Source organism: Flaviflagellibacter deserti, assembly GCF_042652085.1.
In the GTDB taxonomy this organism is placed as follows: domain Bacteria; phylum Pseudomonadota; class Alphaproteobacteria; order Rhizobiales; family Methylopilaceae; genus Flaviflagellibacter; species Flaviflagellibacter deserti.
Map to the genome: position 1 here is coordinate 130497 of NZ_JBHSJF010000001.1, position 20876 is coordinate 151372.

17 protein-coding genes are annotated in these 20876 nt (G+C 62.4%); 9 read left to right on the top strand and 8 right to left on the bottom strand.

Annotation, left to right across the window (positions count from 1 at the left end):
- Positions 1–29: 29 nt before the first annotated feature.
- The gene (locus ACFPFW_RS00685) at positions 30–1220 is read right to left on the bottom strand and encodes an HlyD family secretion protein (RefSeq protein ID WP_114955313.1); all 1191 of its coding nucleotides are present in this window, start codon (positions 1218–1220) and stop codon (positions 30–32) included.
- A 113-nt stretch (positions 1221–1333) separates the two neighbouring features.
- Here ACFPFW_RS00685 and ACFPFW_RS00690 point away from each other — a divergent pair, with 113 nt between their 5' ends.
- Positions 1334–1981 carry a TetR/AcrR family transcriptional regulator gene (locus tag ACFPFW_RS00690; RefSeq protein WP_114955314.1) on the top strand — a complete coding sequence of 216 codons (648 nt, stop codon included), beginning with the start codon at positions 1334–1336 and terminating at the stop codon, positions 1979–1981.
- A gap of 36 nt (positions 1982–2017) precedes the next feature.
- Here ACFPFW_RS00690 and phoU read toward each other — a convergent pair whose 3' ends face one another.
- Positions 2018–2713, bottom strand: a complete 696-nt coding sequence (gene phoU, locus ACFPFW_RS00695; RefSeq protein ID WP_114955315.1) for a phosphate signaling complex protein PhoU — start codon at positions 2711–2713, stop codon at positions 2018–2020.
- Between the two features lie 463 nt (positions 2714–3176).
- Here phoU and ACFPFW_RS00700 point away from each other — a divergent pair, with 463 nt between their 5' ends.
- Entirely contained in the window at positions 3177–3944 is a 768-nt protein-coding gene (locus ACFPFW_RS00700; protein ID WP_114955316.1) for an alpha/beta fold hydrolase, read from the top strand.
- 24 nt (positions 3945–3968) lie between these two features.
- Here ACFPFW_RS00700 and ACFPFW_RS00705 read toward each other — a convergent pair whose 3' ends face one another.
- Together ACFPFW_RS00705 and ACFPFW_RS00710 are read right to left on the bottom strand one after the other, a co-directional pair.
- Positions 3969–4379, bottom strand: coding sequence for a hypothetical protein (locus tag ACFPFW_RS00705; protein ID WP_162799557.1), 411 nt, complete (start codon positions 4377–4379; stop codon positions 3969–3971).
- A gap of 147 nt (positions 4380–4526) precedes the next feature.
- Positions 4527–4934 carry a MerR family transcriptional regulator gene (locus ACFPFW_RS00710; protein WP_379768982.1) on the bottom strand — a complete coding sequence of 136 codons (408 nt, stop codon included), beginning with the start codon at positions 4932–4934 and terminating at the stop codon, positions 4527–4529.
- A gap of 67 nt (positions 4935–5001) precedes the next feature.
- Here ACFPFW_RS00710 and ACFPFW_RS00715 point away from each other — a divergent pair, with 67 nt between their 5' ends.
- On the top strand, positions 5002–7158 hold the full coding sequence (locus ACFPFW_RS00715; RefSeq protein WP_114955319.1) for a heavy metal translocating P-type ATPase: 2157 nt from the start codon (positions 5002–5004) through the stop codon (positions 7156–7158).
- Between the two features lie 343 nt (positions 7159–7501).
- Here the strand turns inward: ACFPFW_RS00715 and ACFPFW_RS00720 are convergent, their stop codons facing one another.
- From ACFPFW_RS00720 to ACFPFW_RS00735, 4 genes are all read right to left on the bottom strand, one after another.
- Positions 7502–8050 carry a YXWGXW repeat-containing protein gene (locus ACFPFW_RS00720; RefSeq protein WP_114955320.1) on the bottom strand — a complete coding sequence of 183 codons (549 nt, stop codon included), beginning with the start codon at positions 8048–8050 and terminating at the stop codon, positions 7502–7504.
- Positions 8051–8258: 208 nt separating this feature from the next.
- Positions 8259–9548 carry an arginine deiminase gene (arcA, locus tag ACFPFW_RS00725; RefSeq protein ID WP_114955321.1) on the bottom strand — a complete coding sequence of 430 codons (1290 nt, stop codon included), beginning with the start codon at positions 9546–9548 and terminating at the stop codon, positions 8259–8261.
- Between the two features lie 17 nt (positions 9549–9565).
- Positions 9566–11026: a basic amino acid/polyamine antiporter gene (locus ACFPFW_RS00730; RefSeq protein WP_114955322.1), complete on the bottom strand. Its 1461-nt coding sequence runs from the start codon at positions 11024–11026 to the stop codon at positions 9566–9568.
- Positions 11027–11209: 183 nt separating this feature from the next.
- A complete protein-coding gene (locus ACFPFW_RS00735) occupies positions 11210–12352 on the bottom strand; it encodes an AI-2E family transporter (RefSeq protein ID WP_379768987.1) in 1143 nt (380 codons plus the stop codon).
- Positions 12353–12726: 374 nt separating this feature from the next.
- On the opposite strand from ACFPFW_RS00735, the gene ACFPFW_RS00740 reads away from it, so the two are divergent.
- The 6 genes from ACFPFW_RS00740 (at position 12727) to ACFPFW_RS00765 (ending at position 20564) form a co-directional block, all read left to right on the top strand.
- Positions 12727–13293 carry a DUF1269 domain-containing protein gene (locus ACFPFW_RS00740; RefSeq protein WP_114955323.1) on the top strand — a complete coding sequence of 189 codons (567 nt, stop codon included), beginning with the start codon at positions 12727–12729 and terminating at the stop codon, positions 13291–13293.
- A gap of 49 nt (positions 13294–13342) precedes the next feature.
- Entirely contained in the window at positions 13343–13936 is a 594-nt protein-coding gene (locus tag ACFPFW_RS00745; RefSeq protein ID WP_114955324.1) for an HdeD family acid-resistance protein, read from the top strand.
- Between the two features lie 494 nt (positions 13937–14430).
- Complete coding sequence (locus ACFPFW_RS00750) at positions 14431–15927, top strand: Na+/H+ antiporter NhaC family protein (RefSeq protein WP_114955326.1); 1497 nt, start codon at positions 14431–14433, stop codon at positions 15925–15927.
- Between the two features lie 47 nt (positions 15928–15974).
- Positions 15975–16271 (top strand): YXWGXW repeat-containing protein, encoded by a 297-nt coding sequence (locus tag ACFPFW_RS00755; RefSeq protein WP_114955327.1) that lies wholly within the window; start codon positions 15975–15977, stop codon positions 16269–16271.
- A gap of 40 nt (positions 16272–16311) precedes the next feature.
- Positions 16312–17463: an efflux RND transporter periplasmic adaptor subunit gene (locus tag ACFPFW_RS00760; RefSeq protein ID WP_114955328.1), complete on the top strand. Its 1152-nt coding sequence runs from the start codon at positions 16312–16314 to the stop codon at positions 17461–17463.
- The gene (locus tag ACFPFW_RS00765; protein WP_114955329.1) at positions 17460–20564 is read left to right on the top strand and encodes an efflux RND transporter permease subunit; all 3105 of its coding nucleotides are present in this window, start codon (positions 17460–17462) and stop codon (positions 20562–20564) included. Before ACFPFW_RS00760 ends, ACFPFW_RS00765 begins: the two co-directional genes overlap by 4 nt.
- The last annotated feature ends 312 nt before the right edge of the window (positions 20565–20876 follow it).

Sequence of the window (20876 nt, forward strand, 5' to 3'; positions counted from 1 at the left end):
CCCAGCTCCTTGCAAGCCGGGCGCGCGGGTTACCGCGCGTCCGCCACGGCCTTTTCGATTGAGACCTTGGTGTTGATGGTCGGCACGACCGACATGCCCGGGCGCAGATCGCCCGAGAGGTTATGGCCTGGGTCGAGCACGATCTTCACCGGGACGCGCTGGACGACCTTGGTGAAGTTGCCGGTCGCGTTGTCCGGGGGCAGCAGCGCGAATTCCTGGCCGCTGGCGGGTGCGATGCTGTCGACATGGCCCTCGACGGTCGCGCCGGGAAACATGTCGACGTCGACCTCGACCTTCTGGCCGGGCTTCACGTCGGTGAGCTGCGTTTCCTTGAAGTTCGCGACGATGTAGGCGCCCGCGACCGGGACGACCGCCATCAGCTGCGTGCCGGCCTGCACATACTGGCCGACGCGGAGCGTGCGGTTGCCGACCACGCCGTCGACCGGAGCGGTGATCTGCGTATAGGAGAGATTGAGCTCTGCCTGACGCTGAACCGCCTCGTCGTGGGCGACGGTGGCTTGCGCCTGGGCGAGGTCGGCCTTGATCAGGTCGACCTGCTTCTCCGCGGCGGTGAGCGAGGCGGTGTCGCGATCGATAGTGGCGCGGGCGGCAATGATCTTCGACGAGGCCGCCTGGGCGTTCTGCACCGTGCCGTAGCCGGTCTTGGCGAGATTCGTATAGCGGTCGTTGTCCTGCTCGGCGAATGTGGCGTTGGCCTTGTCGACCTCGACGGTCGCGCGGGCGGTGTCGATCACAGACTGTTGGGCGTCGAGCTGGGCCTGCTTGCTGACGACGGCGGCGCGCGCCGCCGCGACGTCCGCCTTGGCCTGGTCGAGCGCGACGCGGAAGTCGCGGTCGTCGATCCGGGCCAGGACTTGGCCGGCCTTCACCGTCTCGTTGTCACGAACAAGGACCTCTCCGATATAGCCGGAGACCTTCGGGGCGATCGTCGTGTTGTCCGCCTTCACATAGGCGTCGTCGGTCGAGACCTCGAAGCGGCCGACCGTCCAATAATCGTGGCCCCAATAGCCGACGCCGAGAAGTGCGGCGACCGCAACTCCCGCAAGCGCCATGCGCCGTAACGAGTGCTTCGGGCGGTCTGTTTCCTGGGGAGTGGTCGGAGCGGCAGCCTCGGCCAGCTTTTCAGCGGGGATATCGGGCACGGCCTTTTCGGGCGGGATGGCGCGGTCGGCGGAAATTTGATCCTGATGCTTGCTCATCGGTTCAGCTCCTGCAGGGCTCCGGTTCCAGCCGAGTACTGCAATTAGGAAACTTGATATTTTCCAAAATAGTGCCTAGATAGGTTCTGTCAACGGGAATTTGGAAAATAGTTATGGGACAAATTCAGGAGACGATCCGGCGTTCCCGCGGGCGTCCGCAGATCAGGTCTGACGAGGACACAATGCTCCTCATCCTCGACGCGGCGGATCGCGAATTTCAGCTTAACGGCTATGCCGGCACGAACATCAATTGCGTCGCGCAGCGGGCGGGCGTTTCGACCAAGACGCTCTACAAGCTCGTACCGAACAAGGCCGAGCTGTTCGAGGCCGTGATCCGTCAGCGGATCGGCCGCTTCCTGCTCGATGTCGACGGCGTGGTGACCGACGATCTCGATACCGAGGAGCAGCTGGAGCGCATCCTGTTCGCCTTCGGCGTGCTGACGCTCAGCGAGGAGACGATCGCCATCAACCGCCTGGTGATCGGCGAATGCGAGCGCTTCCCCGAGATCGCGCGCGCCTTCTACCAATCGGCGATCGTGCCGGTGAACGGTGTCATCGAGGACTGGCTGAACAAGCAGAAGGCGAAGGGAACGCTACGGGTCGACGACGTCCACATCGCCTCCGGCATGCTGCGCGGCATGATGATCATGGAGCCGCAGCGAACCGCGATGATGGGCCAGCGTTCGGCGCCGCACCGCGACGAGATCGCCTTCCGCGCCAAGCAGTGCGCGGAGGTCTTCTACAACGGCTGCAAGGCGTGACGGAGCGCGACAGGCGCTAAAGGTCTCGGGACCGACCTAGGGAAGGCCCGTCACGGTGTCGCCCTTGGGACGCGCAGCGAGCGGCTGCCGTCCGGTGAGGGCGTACTGGATGTTCTCGGCGAGATTGGTCGCATGGTCGCCGATGCGCTCGAGGTTCTTGGCGCAGAACAGCAGGTTGGTGCACTGACCGATGCTGCGGGCGTCCTCCATCATGTAAGTGAGGAGTTCGCGGAAGAGAGCGTTGTAGAGCTCGTCGATCTTGACGTCGCCGAGCCGGACCGCCTCGGCCGCTTCGGCGTCGAGACGATCGAATGCGATGAGCACCCGGGATAGCTGCTTCTGCACCGCCGCCGCCAGCCGCTTGAGGCTCGACGAGATCGCCATCTGCGAAAGCGCGTTGTTCTCGCTGGTGACCCGCGCGGCGATGCTCTTTGCGAGATCGCCAACACGCTCGAGATCGCTCGCCATGCGCATGCAGGCGATCACATGCCTCAGATCGCTCGCGACCGGCTGGCGCCGGGCGATGATCAGGATCGCGAGATCCTCGATCTCGATCTGCATCTGATCGATCGACAGATCCTGATGGACGGCGCGCTGCCCGAGGGAAACGTCGCCGGTGCGAAGCGCGGTTATGGCATTCTCGAACAGATGCCGGGCGAGATCGCCCATCTCCTGGATGCGGCTCGTCAATCCCAACAATTCGTCGTCGAATGCCCGGCTGGTGTGATCCAATCGATGCTCCCCGGTCGTTCGCGAGCAGTTCCGCAGTCGCCCGCTCCATATCAAGGGAAAAGATGACAGATATGTAACGCTAGGCGGAACACGCGTTCCTGCTCCGGCCGCATTGTCTCCCGTATCGGGCCGCCTACCCACTAGACCTCCGTATGAACTGACCCAATCGAAAGCGTGGGTTGGCAAGCCGAGCGTACGATTCCCACGGATGTCGCCGGCCGGCAATCTGGTGTCCGCCGGGGCCGACGGGCTGTCATCAGAGGGAAAGTCTCATGTTCAGGGAAACACTGCGGAGCCGCTGGAATCGACTATTCGGCACCTTGAGGCCGGGTCGCGGAGAATCCGTCGCAGAGGCCGAACAGGTCGAGGCGTCGCTGGACGCTGTTTTCGCAGCCATCCAGGCCGCGGCCGCCAAGCGTCCCGATCGCCAAGGCTGATATCCCCAATCCGCAGGAGACCGAACATGATAAACAGACGCACGTTCTCGCTTGGTATCGCCGCGGCCGCCGCGACGTCGTTGATCGCGAATTCGGTTCGCGCTCAGTCAAAGTCCCCGATAACAAATGTCGTCCTGGTACACGGCGCCTATGCCGACGGCTCCTGCTGGCTTGACGTGATTCAGCGCCTCCAGGCCGCAGGCCTCAACGCTTCGGCAGTCCAGAACCCGTTGACCTCGTTGGCGGACGATGTCGAGGCAACGCGCCGGATCCTGGATCTTCAGGACGGTCCGACCATTCTCGTGGCGCACTCATGGGGCGGCATGGTCATCAGCGAGGCCGGTGTTCATCTGAAGGTCGCCGGGTTGGTCTACATCGCCGCAAGGGCGCCCGACGCCGGAGAAGATTATACCGCGCTGGCCGCCAAATACCCGACCCCGCCAGCGAGCGCGGGTCTCGTCAAGGCCGGAGGTTTTGCCGAACTCAGCGAGGAAGCGTTCCTGCGGGATTTCGGTGGTGACCTGGAGCCTGCGAGAGCCAAGGCCCTGTTCGCCGTCCAGGGTCGGATTTCGGAAACACTCTTTGCCGGCCGGACGACCGAAGCGGCATGGCGATCGAAGCCCACTTGGTACGCGGTCTCCACGCAGGACCGAACCATTTCGCCTGAGCTCGAACGCTTCATGGCGGCGCGGATGAAAGCGCGGACGATCGAGATCGCGGCGAGCCACCTTTCACTGATTTCACATCCGGACGAAGTCGCCAATCTGATTATCGAGGCGACCGCGTCCGCGTGATCGCGGCGTTAGGCTCGGTCCGCTTTACGGCTGATCGCCTGTCGGAGTGATGTCCTGCTTGGTTCCCCAGATCCGAACCGGCCGGTCGATTTCATACTCTACCGTGGCCGTTATGCGCATGAGCCGCGGCTTTCCGAGCGCAGTCATAATCTCGGCATCGAGCGTGAAACCGGTGCCGTCCTGGATCGCTCGTGTACGGACTTCTTCCAGGATCTCGCGGGAGTCCTTCGTGTAGAACCCCAAGGCCTCTTCCCGGGTCACCCGAAATCCACGCGGAAGCTCGAAAAGGTCGTAGACGGCGCTGGTCCACGTCAGAGTTTCAAAGGGCAGTTGGCACTGCCAGATACCGACCCTGGCGGTGCCGGCTGGCGGCGTTCCGGCCGAACCAAGCAATCGGCCCTTTTCCAGCTTCAGTTGGTCGGCAACCGCTGCCACCGATCCGAGCGAGGGCCCAGATATTGCAAACGACCTGCCGAATCGTCGATCAAAGTCTTGCATTCGCAGACTATGACCGATGCTGAGTTTAAAATCCGTCTTAGTTTATGCCAAGCGAGCCTAAAACGCTCGAACTCCTCGCGCCAACTACCTGTCTGTTGGCGAAAGCGATTCAATAATCCGACATTCGGCGACGGTTCCGCAGCCGCACTGGTCGATGATGTTATCGAGCTCCAACTTCAGAGCTTTCAGATCCTCGATCTTGCGTTCGATATCCGACCGATGGGCATGCGCGATGGCATCGACGGCTGCGCAAGATCGGTCTCGTTCGTCCGATAGCGACATCAGTTCCCGGACCTGATCGAGCGAGAAACCAAGGTCGCGCGCTTTGCGTATGAAACTCAGCCGTCGCAGGTGAGAAATGTCATATGCGCGGTAGTTGCTGTCGGTCCGGGCTGGGGCCGGGAGAAGGCCGCTTCTCTCATAAAACCTGATCGTCTCGACCTTGGTGCCGGTTTGCCGCGCCAGATACCCGATCGTCAGAACATCGCTCAAAGCATTGACCCTGTAGTGACTACAGGCCCTATCTATTGCGCTATATCGGGAATGTCGAGGAACCCCAATGGCGGCTCTCAGCCCCTTGAAACTGCGCGTCGAGGGCATGGATTGCGGAGCGTGCGCGCTCAAAATCGAAAATGCGATGAAGCGGCTCCCCGGGGTCAGCGACATCAATGTGAGCTACGGCCAGGAAAGTGTGGCTCTCACGTTTGATGAAGACCGCACGTCCGCGCTTACCATTAAAGAGAAGATCAGAGCCCTCGGCTTCACGCCTATCAGTGAACGGAAAGATCTGGTGGCGCCCCGAAGCGCACCCGTGCTGAGCGCACGGGAACCCTGGTGGCGGGGCAAGAAAGGGCGGCTCGTAATCTTCGCGGCGGCGATGTTTGGCGCCGCGTTCGCTGCCGCGCAGATTGAGCCGCAATGGAGCCAATGGGCCTACTCCGCAGCGGCGGTAATCAGCATCGTTCCATTTGCCAGACGCGCCTTTGCAGGTGCGATTTCTGGAACGCCTTTCAGCATTGAAACTCTCATGTCCATCGCGGCCTTCGGCGCTGTCCTGATCGGCGCGGCTGAAGAGGCTGCCGTAGTCATTTTGCTATTTGCCGTCGGCGAACTGCTCGAGACGATCGCCGCCGGACGGGCTCGCGCAGGCATCGAGGCGCTCATCGACCTCGTTCCCCGTGTCGCATTCCGCGAGCGAGATGGCGTCGTCGAGCGCATTTCGGTCGATGATCTCGCACTCGGCGATATCGTAATCGTGCGGCCCGGGGATCGAGTTCCCTCCGACGGAAAAATCCTGGAGGGCTTTTCCGAGCTCGACGAAGCGCCTGTCACGGGCGAGTCGGTGCCGATTGCCAAGCAGGCAGGTGACAAGGTCTTCGCAGGCAGCATCAACACGAATGGGGAGCTTCGCGTCGAAATCAGCCACGTGGCGGCCGACAATACGATTGCTCGCATCATTCACCTCGTGGAGGAAGCGCAGGGATCGAAGGCGCCCATGGCGCGGCTGATCGACAGATTCAGTGCTTGGTACACTCCGGCCGCAATGGCCGCCGCGGCTCTGGTCATCGTTGTGCCGCCGCTTGTGTTCGACGCCGACTGGATGACGTGGGTTTATCGTGGGCTGGCAACCCTGCTGATTTCGTGTCCTTGCGCTCTGGTGATCTCGACGCCTGCCGCTATTGCGTCCGGTCTGGCGGCAGGCGCGCGGAAGGGTCTCCTCATAAGGGGCGGTGCCGCTCTCGAGATGCTCGGCAAGGTCAGAACCGTCGCCTTTGATAAGACCGGCACGCTGACTCTAGGCCGCCCTCAAGTGACCGATATCGTGCCGATTGTCGGCAATGAGGGTGACGTGCTGGCGCGCGCCGCGGCTGTCGAGCGCAACACGAGTCACCCTTTGGGCATCGCAATTGTAGAGGCGGCAACCGCGAGAGCGCTCGATATACCCGCGAGTTTCGGTGGCGCCATTGCAGTGCCGGGAAAGGCAGTCACGACCCGGCTCAAGGACGGTTTCGCCTCGGTCGGGTCGCCGCGATACGCGGCCGAGCAGACGGCGCCGGACGAGAGCGTCTCGCGGAAGATTGTCGCCCTCGAGGAGGAGGGAAAAACAGTCGTCGTGCTGCTTTCGGGAAAGCGGGTCGAGGGATTGCTCGCTCTGCGTGACGAGCCTCGGGAGGATGCTGCCGTCGGCATTGCCCGGCTCAACGCTGCTGGAATCTCCACCGTCATGCTCACCGGAGACAACCGGCGCACTGCCGACGCAACCGCTGGCAAGCTCGGGCTGGTCGCCCGGGCGGAGCTGCTGCCGGAAGCCAAGCTTCTTGAAATCGCCGATATGAAGAAGCTCGGACCGATCGCGATGATCGGCGACGGCATCAACGACGCCCCCGCTCTTGCCGCTGCTTCTGTCGGCGTCGCCATGGGAGGCGGCGCGGACGTGGCGCTGGAGACCGCCGATGCGGCCCTATTGCGAAACCGCGTTACCGGTGTTGCCGATTTGATTGAGTTGTCGCAGGCGACCCTCGGCAACATTTGGCAAAACATCGGGCTCGCGTTGGGGCTGAAGGCCGTTTTCCTCGGCACGACGCTGTTCGGCGTGACGACCCTATGGATGGCGATCCTGGCCGATACCGGCGCGACCGTCCTCGTCACTGCGAACGCATTGCGCCTTCTGCGCCTCGGTCTTTCCGTCCGCCACTCAACCGAGCGGAATCAATGACCCGCGTTTCTCGTCCAAGCATCATCATGGGGCTCTGATTGCCTGCTTAGGTCGGCCAGCGCCCACGATTGCCCTAAGCGACCAAGCGAACGATGATCTGTGTCGCTGCCTATGGCTCGATGTAAGGAACATCGCAAGACCACGGTTTATTGTCTTCGCAGACGGGTCACGGACGACTTGCCCCACCGCGGGCAAAGGCGAGAAAAGAGGAGCCTCGCCGCTCAGGCGAGACTCTGTCGAGCCCACGGCCGACGTAGACTTCCTGCAGCTCAGATCAGCTCAGCTCAGAACTGGTTTGTGAGGCGCGGGGACATAGCCCCCAACGCCTACATATGCGGCTTCGTCAGCGCCAGCGACCAGGCGCGAACACCCAGTCTCCTCCTCTCATCGACCAGCTCGGTCCGATGAACCGCCGGCCGGGGCGCGCACGCAGCCAGTAGCCGGGCACCCAGACAAAATCCCAGGCGCTGTCGCTCCAGGTCCAGTAGCCGGGCACCCAGATGAAGCCGGACCGGGCGGGAGGACGCCGTTCACGCCGAAGCGGCGGTGGACGCCGGTTCGGACGGCCGGGGCGGTTGCCAGGCCTGCCCGGTCGATTGCCAGGTCTGTTGCCGGGACGATTTCCGGGCCTGTTGCCTCCGGGCCTGTTGCCTCCGGGTCTGTTACCTTCGCCGGGGCGATTGCCCGAGCCGGGCCTGTTGCCCGGGCCGGGTCGGTTTCCGGAACCCGAGCCGCGACGACCTCCGGATCCCGGCCTGCCGCCTCCGGGCGGCCGTGGCCTGTCGATCCCCGGAGCGGGCTGCGCCTGGGCCTTGATGTCTGCCAGGCCGGACAATGGCAACATCGCCAGCGCCGCCAGCAGCGTTTCCAGGAATGAGCGTCTCGAAAGCATTGGTCACCTCCAACTCGCTGGACACGGCCCGCAGTACTCCATCCCAGCGCCGCAGATTCCGTGCGGTTAAAGTCGGCGACGAATGCAACCGCGCAGCAGCCGACGACGCCGAGAGCGAGGCAGTTCGCCGGAACGCCGGCGGCCGCGCTCACCTTGTCTGTGAATCGATGGGCGCCAGCCGCGAGGATTTCCGCGGCCGGCGGGCACGTCAGTAGTCGACCGGGTCGCGGATGAGCGGGCAGGTCATGCAGTGCCCGCCACCGCGACCGCGGCCGAGCTCGGCGCCGACGATCGAGATCACCTCCACGCCTTGCCGACGGAGCATCGTGTTCGAATAGGTGTTGCGGTCGTAGGCAACGACGACGCCGGGTGCCAGCGCGACGTAGTTGTTGCCGCTGTCCCATTGCTGGCGCTCGGTGGCGTAGGAGTCGCCGCCCGTCTCGACGACGCGCAGCTTCTTAAGGTTCAGCGCCTCGGCGACGACATCGATGAACGGCTTCGTCTCGACCGTGACGTCTACGCCGACCGGTCCGTCAGAAGGCCGCAGCGAGATCGCGTGCATCTTGTAGACGATCTCGGGATAGAGCGAGACGAGGTCTCGGTCACAGAAGGTGAACACGGTGTCGAGATGCATCGCGGCACGGAGCTTCGGCATCGCCGCGATGATGACGTGCGAGGCGCCGCCCTTTTCAAACAGCTTCGCTGCGAGCTGGGTGATCGCCTGGCGAGATGTGCGTTCGCTCATGCCGATGATGACAACCCCATTGCCGGGGACGAGGACGTCACCGCCTTCGAGTGTCGCCGAACCGAAATTCTGTTCAGGATCGCCCCACCACACATTCACCCTGCCAGCGAAATCGGGGTGGAATTTGTAGATCGACGTCGTCAGCAGCGTCTCTTCGCGCCGCACCGGCCAGTACAGCGGATTGAGCGTGACGCCGCCGTAGATCCAGCATGTGGTGTCGCGCGTGTAGAGCGTATTGGGCAATGGCGGGAGGAGATATTCCTTCGCCCCCGTCGCCTCCCGAACCATCGCAAAGTATTTGGAGCCGTACTTGTCCGGAACGTCGGTTGCCGAAAGGCCGCCGATCATGAATTCGGCAAGCTGGCGCGGTTCCAGACTATCAAGAAATCCGCGAACTTCGTCGACGAGGCCGAGGCCGACCTCGTTGGGCACGATCTGGCGGTCGAGCAGCCATTTCTTCGCATCGGGGATCGCGAGCGTTTCGGCAAGCGCGTTGTGCATTTCGACCACTTCCACTCCTCGTTCGCGCATCTTGCTCATGAAGTCGAAGTGGTCGCGCTTGGCGTTTTGCACCCACAGCACGTCGTCAAACAGAAGGGAGTCGCAATTGCTGGGGGTCAGGCGCGTATGTGCGAGGCCGGGTGCGCAAACCAGGACTTTGCGCAAGGTTCCGACCTCGGAGTGGACCCCGTAGGCGGTCTTAGACGCCGGCGTCTCTTGGGCTGGCTTATCGAGGATGGCTGACTTCGGCATGGTGCATCTCCGTTCTGTCAAATGGTGATGTAGCCAGTGGCGAGGCCGTGGATCCCGATACTGCACAGGATCATGGCCACGATGAACACGCCCCATTCGATCGGCGTGAACAACTTTCGGTTCTCCTCCCGCCGCGCCCAGAAGTAGAGGATGGTTCCCGGTCCATACAGGATCGCTGAGAGAACCAGGAACTTCATGCCGGCGGAATAGATCAGAAACAGCGTGTAGATGACGGCAAGCGCCGCAAAGATCATGTCGCGTCTGCGTTCCTGCGGCCGGGTCCCATAAGTCTCGCCGCGCATGGCCAACTGCAAGCCGTAGGCGGCGACGAGCAGGAACGGGATCAGCGCCATCACGCTGGTCAGGTTCAGCATCAGCGAGAAGGCGTCGTTCGACCAATAGGTGCTGATGACGAACAACTGGACGATGATGTTGGTGAGCCACAGCGCCGCCGCCGGCACCCGGTTCTCGTTCTGCCTCGCGAAGATCTTCGGCATGTCCTTGGTCTTCGCCGCGGCGAACAGCACTTCGGCGCAGATCAGCGACCAGGCGAGATACGCGCCGAGCACCGAGATCAGAAGCCCGATACTGACGAACACCGCACCCCAATGTCCGACAACGGCTTCGAGCACGGCCGCCATGGACGGTTGCCGCATGCCCGCGATGTCGGGTCGCTCCAACACGCCGTAAGGCAGCAGCGTCACGAGCACCATGAGCGTGGTGACGCTCAGAAAGCCGATGATTGTTGCGACGCCGACATGCGAGCGCCTCTGTGCATAGCGCGAATAGACGCTCGCGCCCTCGATCCCGAGGAATACAAATACTGTGACCAGCATGGTGGCGCGCACCTGCTCGAGCAGGCTCGTCGGAGGCATGCCTTCGCCGCCCCAGAAATTGGCACGGAACAAGTCGAGCTTGAACGCAAAGAACAGAATGAAGATGAAGACGAGGATTGGGATGATCTTGGCAATGGTGACGACGGTATTGATGAACGCCGCCTGCTCGGTGCCGCGCAGGATCATGAAGTGGAACAGCCAGATGCCAACGGACGCGACGACAATGGCGGCCACGGTGTTTCCATCGCCGAAGACCGGGAAGAAGGCGCCGAGGGTGGACTTGATCAGCACCCAATAGGAGACGTTGCCGATGCAGCTGCCAATCCAGTAGCCGAGCGCGGAGAGAAATCCCGGATAGTTTCCGAAACCTTCCTTCGCATAGGCGTAGACGCCGGCATCCAAATCAGGCTTGCGTTCGGCGAGTGCCTGGAAGACGCGTGCGAGCATGTACATTCCACTGGCGGCGATGCACCAGGCGATGATCGCACCGAAGGGGCCTGTCGCGAGTCCGAAGGTTCGTGGCAGGGAGAAAATTCCCGACCCGACCATCGAGCCGATGACCATCGCAGTGAGAACCGGAAGCTTGAGCTTCTGCTCGGTCGATGATGCCGCGACCTGATCTGCAGCAGACGTCGTCGTCATGCGCGCCTCCTCACGTGGTCAGTGAAATGGCTTTCATTTTAGAAGTATTCTATGCTTACATAGAGATAATACTCAGCATACGGCAAGCAGTAGCTGCGAAGGCCGCGATATTGGCGGCAGATACATTGACGGTCTATTCAGACTGCGCCGAACTGTACTGTAGCATATTGTCAAGTCAACATTTCATTTCACCCAACGCGTGTGCCATGATCCGCGCTCACGCAGCGCGACTGCTTGATCTGTGTGAATAGTTTCGCCGCCCATTCGCTTCGTTGAAGTCGTCGGCGCTGCGGGTTCTCGCGGGAATCCGCCTTCGGCCGCGAGGCGTGGATCGCCCTGAGGCGGTGCCGTCGACGCCAAGGTCGCCAGCCATTCAGTCCGCGGGTCGATCCGGCAGAATGTGAGCGCCGCCACGGCGATCGGCACGCCGAGCACAGTGCCAGGCAGGCCCCAGAGGTACGTCCAGAGAAAGATGGAGAAGAGCACGATCGTGGGTGAGATCGTGAGGGCGGAGCCGTAAAGGCGCGGCTCGACGTAGCTGCCGACTATCAACTGGATGGACCACATGCAGCCGAGCACGGTCGCCACGCTCTGCCAACTCTCCATCTGCACCGCCGAGATCAGGGTCGGCAACAGCGTCGCGAAGAAGGGACCGATGATTGGTATGTAGTTAAAAACAAAGGCGATGACGCCCCATTCGCGTGCGAGCGGCAAGCCGAGAGCAACTGCGAAGATCCAGACGAGCGTGCCGGTAAGAACGCTCATGAGCGTCCGGACGACCATAAAGCGTCGCCATTTTCGAGCCGTCTCGGCGCAGCCTTCGAGGATCGCCCGTGCGAGCGGTTTCCTCGGCAGTGAGCGTATCCTCGCGGCGATGGCGTCTACTTCGACGAGCCCGAGCGCCACATAGATCAGCACCACCAGAGAGAAGGTGATCGTCGCGTTGATGTGGGCCGTTAGCCGCTGGATCAAGCCCAGGACCCATCCTGCGCTGAAGTGTTCCGCCCAGATGCCGGCGACCGCTATTCCATGCCCTTCGAGCCAGTTTGCCGCGCGGTCGTAAGTTGCCTGGAACGTCTGGGCGTTCGCCATGGTCCAGCGACCGACGTGGCTGAAGGCCCAGGTGCCGACGGAAGACAGGAGGGCGAACGCCGCCAGGATGGTCAGGAGGGTGAGGACGAGAGCTGCGAGGCGCGGCAGCTTGGCCTGAAGCCAGCCTTGCAGGGGCCATGCGAGCGCGATGATGAACAGCGCCAGCATCGCGGGAGCGACCACCGCGCTCGCCAGCTTCAGCCCGCCGAGAACCATCACGACGGCGATTAGCATGATTCCTGCGGTGCTTACGGGCAGCGTCGCCATCATCCAGCTTCCAAGGTTTCGCCGGAGGGTGGCAAAACCTCGCAGAATATTCGTCTCTTGACAACTTGTCGCACCATAATAAGGTGTCAGCACCTAAAGAGACGATGCATTGGAGACGCCATGCAGTCGTCTAGAATATGCTGAATTTTGAACTGTTTATCGATTTTTATACATGTTTAAGTTAAAGTACCAATACATGCTTGGCTGACACTCTGTCTTCTTCTCTTGGACGGAGTTCATGGGACCTTGGCGGTCCGGACCTCGGCGGAGGTTGTGCAACATGGAGTCCGCAGAGTGTCCCGGTCGCTCGAGACTTTCGGTCGTCGAGAGGAGAGCATGCCATGTCAGAGCTGGTGGTCGTGGGCTTCGACAATCCGCACGATGCGGACCGCGTCTTGACTGAACTGGTCAGGCTGCAGAAGGAGTATCTCATCGATCTGGAGGATGCGGTTGTCGCCATCCGAAGCCCCGATGGGCAAACCCGCATCAAGCAAAGCATGAATCTCGTCAGGGCCGGAGCCGCCGGTGGTGGAATGACTGGCGCGATCTGGGGCGGGCTGATCGGACTCTTGCTGGCCAACCCACTCGCAGGTATGGCGATCGGCGGAGCGGTCGGCGCGGGCACGGGTGCCCTGTCTGGGAGCGCCATGGACTACGGCATCAACGACGGCTTCATTCGTTCGCTTGGTGAAACCCTGCAGCCGGATACGTCGGCACTGTTTCTGCTGATCCGCAAGGCACAGCCCGATAAGGTCCTGCAGGAGCTGTCGGGCTATCACGGCAAGATACTTCGGTCGTCCTTGTCCCCCGAGCAGGAGAAGAACCTGCAGGAGGCACTCTCGAGGGCAACAGCCTCAAGCGATTCTGTTCCGGTGGCCGAGGGGAACCTGGCCCCCGCACCGGGCTGACACCCAAGGGTCGACACGTCGCGGGCGTCGCAGCTTGCCGGAGGATGCCATGGCCGAGATACACTCGCTGCAAATATCGGCGGCCGGCGAAGAAGGCCGCAAATGGTTCTCCTTCTTGGCTCTCGGAGCAGCCTTGTTCCTGCTGGGAGTAGTGGCGCTGTTCCTGCCGCTTCTATCGACGTTCGCGGTCGGTGTGATGCTGGGCGCGACCCTCGCCGTGAGCGGCGGCATTCAGATCGTTCAGTCGTTCCAGGTGAGGAGATGGGCGGGGTTCACCTGGCATCTGCTGTTGGGGGTCGTCCAGCTGATCGGGGGAGTGCTTGTCTACGGAAACCCGTTCGCCGGTGCCATTGCGATCACCGCGGTGCTCGCCGCGACATTCATCATCCAGGGTGTGATGCAGGTTGCTCTTGGATTGAGGGTTCGACCGGAAAAGGGCTGGAGCTTGCTTCTAGGCTCCGGCGTGGTCGCCATCCTTGCCGGAGGGGTCCTGCTCGCCAAGTTCCACTTCGCTGGGCTCTATACGCCCGGCCTCATGCTCGCCGCTTCGCTGATGTTCGGCGGAGTAGCCTACGGAGCAATCGGGTGGATGGCCCGACGTTTCGGCGCTGAGCGCACTGCCGGTCGGAAATCCGGTTCATGACGAGAGATGGCCGCGGTCGTAAGACCGGCTTGCCCGGGTCAGGGTGTGCGAGGCCCGCGATCGGAAGTATCGTCACGGAGGAGCAGGCATGGACAGACGTTCATTCGTAATCGGTCTATTCGGCAGCGCCGGTCTCGTCGCGCTCGCCGCAACAGTTCCGCGTTCGGTCAGCGCACTGCCTATTGCCCCCAAAACAGTTCCCAGCGGGTCCGAAGTGATAAGTCCTCCGTCGACGGAGCAGGGCGCCGTTCAGCCGGTTTGGCACCGCGGCCGACCACATCGCCGCCGCGTCCGCCGGTCCCGTCTGGTCTGCCGCCGCTACCGCCGCCGGGGCCGCTGGGTTCGCAGGTGCCGTCGCGTGCCCTATTGGCGCTGGATCTGAGGTCGCCGCCCAACGCACGACCGCATGGTCCTCTCCTCGGAAGTCGTTGGCTGACTGTGGCGGGTCCACCATTCGGGGCGGGGCCCGGACCCGGAGTTGCGATGAGGCGACCATGACCGAAGCCGACGAACCACCGCGAAAGATCAAGGAACCTTCCTACGCCGACGGCATCGCCCCGATGCTGCTGCTGGTCGTGCTCATCGCCGGTGCGGTCGCGCTTTTCGGCCTTCAGGCCACGGAGGGACCGATACAGGTGGCGCTCATCCTCGCCGCTATGTTCACGGCCCTCATCATTCTGAAGAACGGTCATCCATGGGAGGAGATCGCCGAGGCGGGCCGCAAGGGCGTGTCCTCCGTGGTCAGCGCGATCTTCATCCTGCTTTCCGTCGGAGCGCTGATCGGCGCCTGGAACATGTCGGGCACGATTCCGACGCTGGTGTTCTATGGCATCCAGATCCTCAGTCCGAACTGGTTCTATCTCGCGAGCCTCGTCATCTGCTCCGCGATCTCGATGGGGATCGGCAGTTCATGGACGACGGCGGGGACGATCGGCGTCGGCCTGACCGCCCTGGCGACCCTTGCCGGCGTGTCGCCCGTTATAACTGCGGGGGCCGTGGTCTCCGGCGCCTATGTCGGCGACAAGCTGTCGCCGCTCTCCGAGACGACGGTCCTTGCCGCGCAACTGACGGGGAATGACGTCTACACCCATCTGCGCGCCCAGATGAAGACCTCCGTTCCCGCCTTCATTTTGGCGGCGGTGCTGTTCGGGATGATCGGCCTGATGGACGGCAGCGAGGGGGCAGGGGAGGCGGTCATCGCCTCCGAGCTCGTGGCTCTCGACGGGCTTTTCCATATCACCCCGCTGAACCTGTTGCCGCTCGTCCTGCTCGTCACCCTCTCCGTTCTCCGGGTCCCAGCGTCGCTGGCGATCATGGCCGCCGCGCTGTTCGCCGGATTGATGGCGCCGCTGCTGCAGTCCGAGGCGGTGCTGCGGTTCGTCGGGACGGACCAGACCGCCGCGCCGTGGGATTACATCAAGGGCATCTGGCAGGCGCTCGCTACCGGATACCGGACAACTTCGGGCATTGCCGAGGTCGACAGCCTGCTGTCGCGCGGCGGCATGGACAGCATGCTGAAGACGATCTGGCTGATCCTCGGAGCGCTGGTGTTCGGTACCCTGCTGGACGAATTCGGCCTGCTTTCGAAGCTTATCACGCCAATGCTCAAGGCGGCGCGAACATCGGGGCAATTGGTGGCAAGTGCCGCCGGCACCGCGATCGGGCTCAACATCATCGCAGGCGACCAGTATCTGGCGCTGGTGCTTCCCGCCCGGCTTTTCCGAAGAGAATTCGAGGCGCGCGGCCTGCCGTCCACGAACCTTTCGCGCACGCTTGCCGATGCCGGAACCGTCACCTCGCCGCTCGTGCCCTGGAATTCGTGCGGCGCCTATATGTCCGCAGTGCTGGGAGTTCCTACCCTGCTTTATCTCCCTTTCTGTTTCTTCAATCTTGCCAGTCCGCTGCTCACTGTCGTCGTGGGAGCAAGAATGCCGACGAGTGCTGCCCGAATTGGCCATAATAATCAGGTGCCGCGTCGTCCTTATACGTGAGAAAGTGTAGTCGAGTATATTTGTAAAAGAGCGCGAGGTCCAAAACGATGCTGTCTCGTCGGCAATTGATACTTGGACTGGGCAGCGGGTTTGCAGCCAGTTCGGTCGCCTTCGACCCCGTGTACGCGCAGACTGTTCCTGATGGTCGGCGGCGGAGTCCCTTCCCGTCGTGGGGTCGGCGCCCACCAGCGCCGCCAGCGCGCTACGAGGCCGTTCCGGATAATCGGCCGGGCTTCGAATGGCTTGAGGGGCGTTGGGTATGGACCGCTCGCCAAGGGCGTTGGGTATGGGTTCCGGGCCGCTGGGTCAGGAGCCGAAGGGTCCGGCTTCCAGGAGCGGGATAAAACTAGTTCAGGGAAGGACCGCCGCGTGCACCTCGATGGGATGCCGGGATTCTCGGCCTTAGGGATATCGCTTGGATGGCTCGGCTTGGTCGCAGCATCCGCTTCCGCAGCCGAAGCCCCGCTGCCCGCCGTCGGCGTAACGCCTGTCCTCGTTAGGGATGTCTCGCCCGGAACTGAATTCGTCGGGCGCGTCGAGGCGCAAAATTCGGTCGATGTCCGCGCGCGCGTGGAGGGTTTCGTGCAGGAGCGGCCGTTCCAAGAGGGGCAGCTGATCCAGCAGGGACAGGTCCTTTTCATCATCGAGACGACGGCCTACGAGGCCGCGCTTGCAGTTACCAAAGCGACGCTCGCCAGCGCGCAGGCGACGCTGCAGGAGGCCGAGCAGCGTTTCCAGCGCAATCAGGAACTTCGACGGACCAATGCCATAGCGCAGGCAACCCTGGACGAGGCGGTCGCAGCGCGCGACGTCGCGCAAGCGAACGTAAAATCGGCCGAGGCGAGCGTCCGACAGGCTCAATTGAATCTCGACTACACCACGATCAGGGCTCCCATCTCCGGGAGAGTGGGGCGGGCCGCTTTTTCGGTCGGGAGTCTGGTCGGCCCGACCTCCGAGCCTCTGGCGCGGGTCGTCCAGGTCGATCCCATCCGTGTCGTTTTCTCCGTGAGCGACCGCACGATTCTGGAACTTCGCACCCAGGCGGGAGACCTCAGCGAAGACGAGCTCTCGAAACGCTTCGTTCCGACCGTGCGATTTCCAACCGGAGTCGCCTACGAGCCGACGGGCGAGATCGAGTTCTTCGGCAACGAATTCGATCCTCAGACCGGAACCATTCCGATTTGGGCCAGGTTCGCTAACTCTCGAGCGATGCTCGTGCCGGGCCAGTTCGTGACCGTCTCCGTTCAGCGGGCAGAGCCGATGCGTCGCCCCGTAGTGCCGATCGGTGCCGTAGAGCAGGACCGAGACGGACGGTTCGTTCTCGTCCTCGAGCACGGCGATCGAGTTGGGATCAGGCGGATTCGGGTGGGCGCGCAGATCGGCCAATATTGGACGGTGGAGGAGGGGCTTGGCGGAGGCGAGAGCCTGATCGTCCAAGGCTTGCAGAATGTTCGGCCGGGGACCGTCGTTCGGCCCATCGTTTCGGAGAATGCCGCCGATAACGATGCTCCAGTGGCCGGGGCGGGCGGCCCATGATCTCATCCTACTTTATCGATCGTCCACGCTCCGCAGCCGTGATTGCCATCGTCATGACGCTAGCGGGCCTTATCGCCCTCACACAGATCCCGGTCGCCCAATTCCCGCAGATAACGCCGCCGGAGGTCCAGGTCACCGCCAATTATCCGGGCGCCAACGCCAGCGTCGTCACCGACAGTATCGGTGCCCCGATAGAGGACCAGGTGAACGGCGTGGAAGACATGATCTACATGTCGTCCTCTAGCAGCAACAACGGCACGTACACGCTGACGGTGACCTTTGCCGTCGGCACCGATCCTGCGATCGCTCAGGTCAATGTCCAAAACCGCGTGGCGCTCGCCTTGCCGCGGCTTCCGCCGGCGGTCACCCAGACAGGTGTCTCGGTCCGCAGCCGATCGACGAGCATGCTGATGGGTGTGTCCATCTATTCGCCCAGGGGCACGCGGGACGAGATATTCATCAGCAACTACGCCTCGATCAATGTACGTGACGCCATTGCCCGGATACCCGGCGTTGGCGAGGCCACGGTTTTCGGTCCGCTGTACAGCATGCGGATCTGGATGAATCCGGATCGGATGCAGTCGCTCGGGATCACCGCAGCCGATTTGGTTTCCGCGATCCAGGCCCAGAATGCGCAGGCATCCGCCGGTCAACTGGGGTCCCCACCCGCCGATGTAGGCCAGCAACTTCAACTGACCGTCATGGCGCGCGGGCGCCTCGCCAGCGCCGAGGAATTTGGGAGCATCATTGTCCGGACGAACCCGAACGGGGCGATCGTCAGGGTGCGCGACGTGGCCCGGGTGGAACTCGGCGCACAGACCTACGACACGAGAACGCGGTTCAATGGTCAGCCCAGCGCAGCGGTCGTCGTCTACCAATCGCCCGACGCCAACGCACTGGCGGTGTCGACAGCGATAAAAACTGAGCTGGAACGCCTGGTCTCCCAATTTCCCGACGATCTCGCCTACGCCATCGTATTCGACACGACGTCCTTCGTGACCGAGGCGATCCGAGAAGTTTTCGTGACGCTCCTTATCACATTCATCCTCGTCGTGCTGGTCACCTATGCCTTCTTGCAAGACTGGCGGGCCACCCTGATTCCCGCTTTGACCATTCCCGTGTCCCTTATCGGGGGCTTCGCCGTCCTCTACGCGCTCGGATACTCGGCCAACACGATCACTCTGTTCGCAATCATCCTCGCGATCAGTCTCGTCGTCGACGACGCCATCATCGTCGTAGAGAACGTGCAGCGGATGCTGAAGGAAGATCCCTCAATCGCAGTCGCCGAGGCGACCAGGCGGACAATGCTTCAAGTCACCGGACCGATCGTGGCAACGACGCTCGTTCTCGCAGCCCTGTTCGTTCCCATCGGGTTCGTCGCGGGGATAACGGGGGAGCTCTATCGGCAATTTGCCGTCACCATCCTGGTAACCATCGCCTTTTCTACGATCAATGCCCTGACGTTGAGTCCGGCCCTATGCGCACTGATCCTCAGGCGGCATGAGACTAGCTTCGCGTGGTTCCGGGCCTTCAATTTGTCGCTCGAAAAGTCGCGCGGATGGTATCTCCGCCTGCTGGATTGGCTGGCCCGTCGGCTGATCCTGTCGTCCCTCGTTCTGGTCCTGGTCTTCGCGGGTGTGTTCGGTCTGTTTCGATTGCTGCCGACGGGTTTCATACCGTCGGAGGACCTCGGCTATTTCTTCGTCAACGTTCAGTTGCCAAACGCAGCTTCGCTGGAGCGCACGGATGCGGTGCTCGATGACGTCGTCGGAATCCTGCGGCAGACGCCCGGAATCGCCGACAGCATCAGTATCGCGGGCAACAGCATGATCGGCGGCAGCGGGTCGGAATTCGGCATGGTGATCGCCGCGCTTAAGCCTTGGGGCGAACGGAATAACCCGACTGAGGCTGTCGACGGCATCATCAGCCGCCTGAGAAGCCAGTTCGTCGGACTTCCGGCCGCATCCGTTGTGCCGTTCAATCCTCCTGCGATCTCCGGCCTCGGCACGACTGGGGGCTTCGACCTTCGAGTTCAGGCGCTCGCCGGACAAACGCAGCAAGAATTGGCCGAGGTCACAAGGGGTCTCATCGTCAGGGCGAACCAGGCTCCGCAGCTTGCGGGAATCTTCAGCACCTTCACCGCCGACGTTCCGCAGGTCTATCTCGGAGTGGACCGAAAGAGAGCGGAACTTCTCGGGATCTCCGCCGGGACAATTTTCCAAACCATGCAGGCCCACTTAGGGTCCCTGTACGTCGATGACTTCAACATCTTTTCCCGCGTGTTCCAGGTCCGCATCCAAGACGAGCCGCAGTTCCGCAGCCGGGTCGAGGACATCCAGCGACTTCATGTGCGGAGCCAGACGGGGAGCCTCGTCCCTCTCCAATCGATCGTCACGACATCCACCTCGTTCGGCCCCAACACGATCAGCCGCTACAATCTGTTTCCGGCCGTCGCTGTGAATGGACAAGCTGCGCCGGGAAACAGTACCGGACAAGCACTGGCTGCCATGGAGACCGTCGCGCAAGAAAATCTGCCAGACGGCTTCGGATTCGAATGGACGGGGCTTGCCTTGCAGGAGCGTCGGGCGGGCAGCCAGACTGTAACGATCCTCGCGATGGGCATCGTCTTCGCATATCTGTTTCTCGTCGCGCAGTATGAGAGCTGGAGCGTACCCGTCGCAGTGATGCTGTCTGTGTCGGTCGCTGCGCTGGGAGCTCTGGCAAATCTGCTGGGTGCCGGGATCGACCTCGATGTTTATGCTCAGATCGGCTTGGTGCTGCTGATCGGGCTGGCCGCCAAGAACGCCATTCTGATCGTAGGGTTCGCGAAGGCCCGACGAGAAGAGGGCATGAGCATCCGCGAGGCCGCTGAAGCGGGCACTGGTCAACGCTACCGTCCTGTTCTCATGACGGCGTTCGCGTCAATTCTTGGCGTCCTGCCGCTGGTGTTGGCGACTGGCGCGGGTGCTGCCAGTCGCCGTTCCATCGGCGTCACCATCTTCGGGGGGATGGTGGCCGCAACGCTGCTCGGCGTAATCCTGATCCCCGTGCTGTACGTCATCGTGCAATCCAGCCGAGAACGACTGAAGGATCTCATCTGACCGATGCCGGGTCCCGGGTGGGCATGTCTGCGGAGCTGTCGCAAACGGTGAAAACGAATCCATCACCGGACGCGCCGGGCGGCGAACTTGTCCCAGACCTTGGAGCGCAGTCTCGGTCTCGAGCCCTTCAGCCTCCAGCTGACGAAAATCATCGCTCATCGTCGAGGACTGCCGTTACCACGTCCGGAATTTAGTTCGGGAATCCGCTTCCCTAAAAACGCACCCGGCTGTTCATTCCCGAGCTTTCATTTTCCCGCTGAAGCCCGCTACAGCATTGTAGCTGGCTCGTAGCTCGCCATTTCAGCGAAGCTG

Bases quoted from the DNA above. Each gene is read 5' to 3' on its own strand.
- ACFPFW_RS00685 (WP_114955313.1), bottom strand. From the start codon at position 1,220: ATGAGCAAGCATCAGGATCAAATTTCCGCCGACCGCGCCATCCCGCCC.
- ACFPFW_RS00690 (WP_114955314.1), top strand. From the start codon at position 1,334: ATGGGACAAATTCAGGAGACGATCCGGCGTTCCCGCGGGCGTCCGCAG.
- ACFPFW_RS00700 (WP_114955316.1), top strand. From the start codon at position 3,177: ATGATAAACAGACGCACGTTCTCGCTTGGTATCGCCGCGGCCGCCGCG.
- ACFPFW_RS00715 (WP_114955319.1), top strand. From the start codon at position 5,002: ATGGCGGCTCTCAGCCCCTTGAAACTGCGCGTCGAGGGCATGGATTGC.
- ACFPFW_RS00720 (WP_114955320.1), bottom strand. From the start codon at position 8,050: ATGCTTTCGAGACGCTCATTCCTGGAAACGCTGCTGGCGGCGCTGGCG.
- arcA (WP_114955321.1), bottom strand. From the start codon at position 9,548: ATGCCGAAGTCAGCCATCCTCGATAAGCCAGCCCAAGAGACGCCGGCG.
- ACFPFW_RS00730 (WP_114955322.1), bottom strand. From the start codon at position 11,026: ATGACGACGACGTCTGCTGCAGATCAGGTCGCGGCATCATCGACCGAG.
- ACFPFW_RS00735 (WP_379768987.1), bottom strand. From the start codon at position 12,352: ATGCTAATCGCCGTCGTGATGGTTCTCGGCGGGCTGAAGCTGGCGAGC.
- ACFPFW_RS00740 (WP_114955323.1), top strand. From the start codon at position 12,727: ATGTCAGAGCTGGTGGTCGTGGGCTTCGACAATCCGCACGATGCGGAC.
- ACFPFW_RS00745 (WP_114955324.1), top strand. From the start codon at position 13,343: ATGGCCGAGATACACTCGCTGCAAATATCGGCGGCCGGCGAAGAAGGC.
- ACFPFW_RS00750 (WP_114955326.1), top strand. From the start codon at position 14,431: ATGACCGAAGCCGACGAACCACCGCGAAAGATCAAGGAACCTTCCTAC.
- ACFPFW_RS00755 (WP_114955327.1), top strand. From the start codon at position 15,975: ATGCTGTCTCGTCGGCAATTGATACTTGGACTGGGCAGCGGGTTTGCA.
- ACFPFW_RS00760 (WP_114955328.1), top strand. From the start codon at position 16,312: ATGCCGGGATTCTCGGCCTTAGGGATATCGCTTGGATGGCTCGGCTTG.
- ACFPFW_RS00765 (WP_114955329.1), top strand. From the start codon at position 17,460: ATGATCTCATCCTACTTTATCGATCGTCCACGCTCCGCAGCCGTGATT.